We start from the raw sequence: 7,546 nt of genomic DNA on the forward strand, positions 1-7,546 counted from the left end.
CGGCCGCCGCGCGGAGACGGGCCGCCCGCGCCCCGCGCCTGGGCCGACCGGGACCCGGTCGCCGCGAAGCGGCTCGAGATCGCGCGCGCCGCGATGGCCACCCTCGCGGAGGAGCGGAGCGTGCCGGTGGAGAACCTCCTGACGCCCGACTACCTGCGGCGGGTGCTGTGGGCGCCGCCGCGCACGCGTGAGCCCGGCGACCTGATCGACGCCGTCGCCGCCCAGCTCCACCAGCTCGGCGCGCGCGGCTGGCAGATCGCCCTGACCGCGCCACTGCTGACGACGGCGATCCTCGCCGACGACCAGCCACCGGAGGACTGAGCGGACGCTCCGAACGGTCGCCGTGACGGCTACGAGGCGCCGGCGGCCGCGTCGAGGATGCCGCGGGAGGTCTCGTCGATCTGCTCGGCGAGCTGATCGATCGCCACCGGGAGCTGGCCGGGGATGAAGAGGTTGGCGACCTGGGCCGTGACCGCCGCCTCGAGCGCCTCCCACTGATGGGTGAGCGGAAGGATCCGCATCGACCGGACCGTCTGGACGAAGACCGAGGAGTGCAGCGGCGACAGGTCCGGCTGGAGGAAGTCCTCCGAGAGCGCGACCTTTTGGTTGACCGGCACGACCTCACCCGTGGCCGCGAGGGGCACCACGCCGGTCTCCGACGACATCCCGACGAGCAGGTCGGCGGCGTCCTCGATGTGCTCGGAGTCGGCCGAGAGGCACAGCGCCGTGTAGTCGCCGACGGTCGCGGCGGTGTCGATCTTCGGGATCGGCAGGACGTCCCAGCGCAGGCCCGTCGCGTCCGACTGTGCGCGCAGCTGCGGCACCAGGCTGCGGTCGCCGACCATCATCGCGAGCTTGCCCTTCTTGAACCAGCGCAGCTGCTTGGCCGCGGTGGCGGTCGTCGTGAGCGTCGGGTTGGAGAGCACGGGCAGCACCTTGCCCAGGGCGTCGAGCGTGTCGTCGTCCGACAGCGTGAGAGACGTGTCGTCCTCGGAGGCGAGCGTGCCACCGGCCGCGAGCACGAAGGGCGCGATGCCGGCCAGCGACGGCGTCACGGAGAAGGCCTTCACCCCGTCCTGGCTCGCCGCCTCCTGGGCGGCGAGCTGGAACTCGTCCCAGGTCCACGACTTGGAGGAGTCGATGTCCGGCACGTCGACGCCCTTGGCCTTCATCCGGGCGAAGTCGACGAGGTCGGAGTTGTAGTAGACCACCTCGGGCGAGACGCCGAACGGCATGCACTGCAGGTGATGGTCGCTGCTGAACGCCTCGAGCGCGTCGCGGGAGTACTCGTCGCCGATGTCGACGTTGCGGGCGTCGAGATAGCTGTCGACCGGCTCGACCTTCGTCTCGGTCTCGAGCTGGGCGAGGTCGCCACGCGAGATGAGGAAGACGTCGGGCACCGCCGTCGAGGCGTCGGCGAAGGCCGTGAGCATCGAGGCGTCGTCGGCCCAGGAGGTCAGCGTCACGTGGGCCAGGTCGGTCGCGCCGTTGTAGGCGTCGACCGCCTGGGTCCAGGCGGCGACCTGGGTGTCGTCGCCCCACACGCCGAGCGTGACCTCCGCGGGATCGGTCACCGGTGCCGTCGAGGAGGTGGTGGCCGAGGGGCTCGGCGAGGCGGTCTGCTCACCGGATCCGCAGCCTGCGAGCGTGATGCCCACGGCTGTCACGGCGGCCAGGGCACACACTCGTCTCCGCACGGCGCTCACTGTACTGAAGCCCGGGTCGGAGCCCGGAGTGGGAAAGCGGTGCACGCCGAGCCGGGAGCGCCTCACGGCGCAAGGCCGCTCGAAGCGGCTGATATTGGGACCCGGGGCTGCCGCGACCCGGCGTGCGATGACCATTTTAGGGCCTGGCCGGAAATGACGTGGCCGGCGCAGGCTCAGGGCGTGTTCGAGAGCTCGGCGTCGAGCTTCGGCGCCACCGAGTTTCTCGACCACGCTCTCAGACCAGGCCGTGGCGGAGCTCGGCGTGCCCCGCCTCCTCGAGCTGCTCGGCGAGCTGGAGGACCTGGCGCGGATCGCGGTCGAGGTGCGCGCGGCCGGTCGCGACCACGCGGGCGAAGGCGGCGGCACGGAAGAGCACGTCGGCGAAGTCGGAGCCGGCGATGCCCCGCAGCACCTCGTCGATCATCGTGCGGAGCTGGTCCGGGCCGGGCGGGTCCGCCACCCCGGCGACCACGCGCGCGACCTGCGCCGAGCGGCCGGCGGCGAACTCCCGTGCCACCTCCGACGGCTCGTTGTGCACCCACTGGCGCAGCACGAAGAGCCGCCACAGGCAGCCCGCGAGAGTGTCGGCGGGCGCACCCGACCAGACCTCGGCGATGGTCTCGATGCCCTCCTCCTCGGCGAGGTGGAGCACCCGCTCGGCGACCCGCGGGTCGCCCGACTCGCGGGCGCCGCGGACGAGGACGGTCGCCGCCTGATCGCCGGCCTCGCGCACGCTGGCCGGGTCACCACCGGACTCGACCGCCTCGAAGAAGCGGTCGCCGGGCTGCATCGGGCGATGGTGGTGGCGAGTCACGACCTCGACCCTAGGACATGCCCGAGACCTGGCCCTCGAGGACGCGGCGGATCCGCGCGTCCGAGACGGGTACGGCGGTGCCGAGCTGCTGCGCCCAGAGCCCGACCCGCCACTCCTCGATCAGCCATCGCACCTCGCGCAGCCGAGCCCCCGCGGGCCGGCCGTCGGGCAGTGCCGCGAGCGCGTGCAGGTAGCGCTCCTGCAGATCGCCCAGCTGGGCCATGAGCTCGGCGTCGCGGCGCAGCCCGGCCGCGTCGTCGAGCCGCTCGCGGCGGCGGCGGAGGGCGAGCAGATAGGTCGGGTAGCGCCGCAGGTGGGAGCCCGCGTCAGCGATGAACCCCGGGGCGACGAGCCGGGCGAGCTGGGCCCTCATGTCGGTGACGGCCGGCAGCTGGTAGACGTCGACCCGGCCGGTCAGCGCCTTGTCCGCGTCGCGATGGGCGGCCAGCGCGCGGAGCGCGTCGTCGAGCACGGCCCGGACGCGGGCGTCCAGATCGGCCTCGAAGTGCGCACGGGTGACGGCGTACGCCTCGGGGGTGCGGGGAAGCGGGTGGGCGTCCACGCTCATCCGGGCGACGGCGGCGCGACAGTCCTCGACGAGATCGTGGGCGGACGGGTAGGGGGTGGCGGTCAGGGCGAGGCGGTCCTGCAGGGAGAGGCCGTCGACGATCCGCTTCGCCGGGCTCGGGGCGCCGAGCAGCAGGAGCCGCGCGACGCCGAGACGATGCCGGGCCTCCGCCTCGTCGGCGGTGCCGACCACCGCGAGCCCGACCGCGTCGCCCTCGTCGACGAGGCAGCGATGGACGGTCACCTCGTGGCCCGCGCGCCGCTCGGTCACGGTCGCCGCGATCTCGCCGAACGTCCAGGTCGTCTGGCCGGTGGCGGTGAGCCCGGCGTCGGCGGCGACCTCGCCGATCGCGCGCTCGAACTCCCCGGCCAGCGGCGCCTTGAGCGCGTCGAGGTCCTTGCCGCGGGCCTGCGTGCGGCCGCGCTCGTCCAGGACGCGGTACGTCGGGCGCAGATGCTCCGGGAGAGGTGCCCAGGCCTCGCGCGGAACCACCACGCCGACCACCGAGCGGATCCAGCGCTCGAGCGCGTCGAGCAGCGGCTCGCCGCCTGGCGGCACGGCGGCGAGGAACTCCCGCGCGCGGTCGGGGGCCGGCACGAGCTGGACGCGGAGCTGCTTGGGCAGGCCGCGGATCAGCGTGGTCACGAGCTCCTCGCGGTTGCCCGGGACGTTCCAGGAGAAGTCGCCGTCGTCGACCCGGTTGAGCGTGGCGACCGGGATGTCGATCGTCATGCCGTCCTCGGCCGACCCGGGCTCGAAGCGGTAGCTGAGGTTGAACGTGACGCCGCCGTCGCCGGCCGGCCCGCCGTGCCACTCGCTCGGGAACTCGCTGACGTCGACGTCGCGCGACAGCGCGGCGGGGTCGATGTCCAGAGCCCCCTTGTCGCGCTGCCGCCGCCACCAGGAATCGAAGTGCGCGCCGCTGACGACCTCCTCGCCGACGCGGGCGTCGTAGAAGTCGAAGAGGACGTGCTCGTCGACGACGATGTCGCGGCGGCGGGCCTTGTGCTCCAGCTCGCGTGCCTCCTCGAGCCGCCGCGCGTTGCGCCTCAGGAAGCCGTGGTCGGACTTCCACTCGCGCTGCACGAGCGCATGCCGGATGAACAGCTCGCGCGCGACCACCGGATCGACCCGGCCGAAGGGCACCAGCCGGTCGGCGACCAGCGGGACGCCGTACAGGGTGACCTTCTCGTGGGCCATCACCGCCGCGCGGCGGCGACTCCAGTGCGGCTCGCCGTAGGTGCGCTTGACCAGGTGCGGCGCGAGCCGCTCGGCCCACTCGGGCTTGATCGAGGCGACCTGGCGGGCCCAGAGCCGGCTGGTCTCGACGAGCTCGCCGGCCATCACGAACGGCGGGTTGCGCCGGGCCTGGCCGGAGCCGGGGAAGATCGCGAAGCGGGTGCCCCGGGCGCCGAGGTACTCCCGGGGTCCGGGGCGCCTCCCCTTCGCGCGCTCGGCCTTGTCGTCGCGTACGTCGAGGGCGCCGATGTGGCTGAGCAGGCCCGACAGCAGCGCCTGGTGGATGCCGTCCTCGTCCGGGCTGTCGGCCGGCTCGCCGGTGATGCCGAGCTCGCGGCAGACCTGGCGGAGCTGGCTCTCGAACTCCTGCCACTCGCGCACCCGGAGGTAGTGCAGGTGCTCGGTGCGGCACATCCGGCGGAAGGCGCTGGAGGAGAGCTCGCGCTGCTGCTCCTTGAGGTAGCGCCACAGGTTGAGGAGTGAGAGGAAGTCGCTGTGCGGGTGCTTGAATCGGGCGTGCGCCTGGTCCGCGCGCGCCTGGCCCGCCGGGTCGTCCGGGCCGGGTCGCTCGCGGGGGTCCTGCAGCGACAGCGCCGCCGCGACGACGATCACCTCGCGCAGGCAGCCGAGGCGGTCCGCCTCGAGCACCATCCGGCCCAGCCGGGGGTCGATCGGCAGCCGGGCGAGCCGCTGTCCCACCGTCGTCAACCCGCCGAGTGGGGCCTCCCCGCCGCCGAGTGGGGCCTTGCGCCGGCTCGAGAGGGGGCTTGCGGCGTGCTCGAAGGCGCCGAGCTCCTCCAGGAGCTGGACCCCCGAGGCGATGTTGCGGCGGTCGGGCGGCTCGACGAACGGGAAGTCCTCGATGGCCCCGAGCCGCAGCGAGGCCATCTGGAGGATGACGCTGGCGAGGTTGGTGCGGAGGATCTCGGGATCGGTGAACTCGGGCCGGGCGTCGTACTCCTCCTCGGAGTAGAGCCGGATCGCGATGCCGTCGGCGACGCGACCGCAGCGTCCGGACCGCTGGTTCGCCGACGCCTGCGAGATCGGCTCCACGGGCAGGCGCTGGACCTTGGTGCGCGCGGAGTAGCGGGAGATCCGGGCGACGCCGGTGTCGACGACGTAGCGGATGCCGGGCACGGTCAGCGACGTCTCGGCGACATTGGTCGCGAGCACCACGCGGCGGCCGGTGTGGGGGCTGAAGACCTTGTGCTGGTCGGCCGCGCTGAGCCGCGAATAGAGCGGTACGACGTCGAGGGGCATGCCCGACAGGGCGTCGGCGGTGTCGCGGATCTCGCGCTCGCCGGGCAGGAAGACGAGGACGTCGCCGGGGCCCTCGGCGCTGAGCTCCTTGACGGCGTCCACGATCGCCTCGGTCTGGTCCTTGACCACGACGTCGCCGTCGGTGTCGAGCGACGGCCCCGCCTCGGGCAGCTCCATCAGGGGCCGGTAGCGGATCTCCACCGGGAAGGTCCGGCCGCTGACCTCGATGACCGGCGCGGGCGTCCCGTCGGGTCCGCAGAAGTGCTCGGCGAACCGCTCGGTGTCGATGGTGGCGCTGGTGACGATGAGCTTGAGGTCGGGACGCCGCGGCAGCAGCTGCTTGAGGTAGCCGAGCAGGAAGTCGATGTTGAGGCTCCGCTCGTGCGCCTCGTCGATGATGATCGTGTCGTAGCGGCGCAGATCGCGGTCGCGCTGGAGCTCGGCGAGCAGGATGCCGTCGGTCATCAGCTTGACCCGGCTCGCCTTCGACGTGCGGTCGGTGAACCGCACCTGGTAGCCCACCAGCGATCCCACGCCGTCGCCGAGGCCGTCGGAGCTCAACTCGTCGGCGATCCGCTCGGCGACGCTGCGGGCGGCGATCCGGCGTGGCTGGGTGTGGCCGATGATCGTGCCACCGCCGTCCACGCCGGGACCGCCGCCGCGGCCGAGCTCGAGGCAGACCTTGGGCAGCTGGGTGGTCTTGCCCGATCCGGTCTCCCCCGCGACGATCACGACCTGGTGGGCGCGGATCGCCTCGGCGATCTCCTCACGGACCGCACTGACCGGCAGGTCCGGGTAGGTGATCGCGAGCTCGGACATGACCGGCCAAGTCTACGGGGCCGGCCGGGAGGCCGACTGCCGGTGAATCCGCCGGAGGGGGCAGGCTCGGGGTTCACCAGCAGTCAGCGGTCCGGGATCAGCTGGCGGTGCCGGAGTCGGTCGTGCCGCTGTCGCTGGTGCCGGAGTCGGTGCCGCCCGCGCTGCCGCTGTCGGTGCCGGTGCCGCCCTGCTGGCCGCCGGGGCCACCCTGGCCGTCCTGGCCGCCGGGGCCGCCCTGTCCCATCGTCGGGACACCGGAGGGCGCGCTGTCACCGCCGAGCTGACTGCCGATCACGCCACCGGCGCCGAGACCGACGACCAGGCAGGCGACCGCGACGGCGATCGCCTTCCAGAGCCTGATCAGCCGCGGCGGGCGCTTGGCACGAGGCGTCTCCTGGGTGGCCGGCTGGTCGGCCGGCGTGGTCGGCCGGTCGGCCGGGGCGGCCGGAGTGGCCGACGGGGTGGCGACCGGGGGAAGAGTCGAGGGAGGGGTTGGGCTGGTCATGTCCTCGAGCCTGCCCGGCGACGCTGAGCGCCGGATGAGACCAGCCGAAGAAGCAGGCGTCAGACGATTCTCACAGGTGCAGCGGAAATTCCATGCGGAACGATTGCCAGCCACCACCGCGGTTGCTACGTTGCGGTGGCCGCGTGCTGCGGCACACCCGGGCTCGGCTGGGCACCTGTCCTCACATCGATGGAGCGGGCGATGCCGACAGCGAGTCGTAGTGGTAATGCATCGAAGATCGCGACGATCGTCGCCGTCGTCGTGTCGTCGATATCGATGGCGCCGGCACATGCCGCAGGAGCGTCGCCCTACGCCCAGGCGGTGCTAGCGGACGCGCCGGCTGTCTACTACCGGCTGGACGACGGCACCACCACGCTCCACGACTCGTCGGGACACGGGTACGACGGCAGCATCCCGGCCGGCGTCATCTACGACAACAGCGGCGCGACCGAGGGTGATGCGAACGGATCCGTCCGCATCGACGCCGAGCACGCCGTGGTGGTACCCGACGCCGGGCTGCCGGCGCCCGACCACGCCCAGACCGTCGAGCTCTGGGTCCGCCCCGACCCCACCCTCCGCGACAGCAACCCCCACACCCTCATCAGCGCCAACGGCTGGGACCTCACCTGGATCGC

The 7,546-nt window shown here is 73.0% G+C and carries 5 protein-coding genes and 1 pseudogene; 2 read left to right on the plus strand and 4 right to left on the minus strand.

The annotated features are described in order from the left end of the window. Positions 1-321, plus strand: a pseudogene (locus QM572_RS17785) (ribonuclease D); the annotation flags it as partial. A gap of 29 nt (positions 322-350) precedes the next feature. On the opposite strand, the gene QM572_RS17790 reads toward QM572_RS17785, so the two are convergent. From QM572_RS17790 to QM572_RS17805, 4 genes are all read right to left on the minus strand, one after another. Next, positions 351-1,697, minus strand: a complete 1,347-nt coding sequence (locus QM572_RS17790; RefSeq protein ID WP_415095311.1) for an ABC transporter substrate-binding protein — start codon at positions 1,695-1,697, stop codon at positions 351-353. 244 nt (positions 1,698-1,941) lie between these two features. Continuing rightward, positions 1,942-2,520, minus strand: a complete 579-nt coding sequence (locus tag QM572_RS17795; protein ID WP_415095312.1) for a hypothetical protein — start codon at positions 2,518-2,520, stop codon at positions 1,942-1,944. Positions 2,521-2,530: 10 nt separating this feature from the next. Beyond that, positions 2,531-6,406, minus strand: coding sequence for an ATP-dependent RNA helicase HrpA (gene hrpA, locus QM572_RS17800; protein WP_415095313.1), 3,876 nt, complete (start codon positions 6,404-6,406; stop codon positions 2,531-2,533). Between the two features lie 97 nt (positions 6,407-6,503). After that, entirely contained in the window at positions 6,504-6,911 is a 408-nt protein-coding gene (locus QM572_RS17805; protein ID WP_415095314.1) for a hypothetical protein, read from the minus strand. A 321-nt stretch (positions 6,912-7,232) separates the two neighbouring features. Between QM572_RS17805 and QM572_RS17810 the strand changes: the two genes are divergently transcribed. Beyond that, positions 7,233-7,546 (plus strand): hypothetical protein (locus QM572_RS17810; protein WP_415095315.1); only part of this gene is annotated, 314 nt, incomplete at its 3' end.

Source organism: Nocardioides sp. (assembly GCF_047607365.1).
Lineage (GTDB): Bacteria > Actinomycetota > Actinomycetes > Propionibacteriales > Nocardioidaceae > Nocardioides.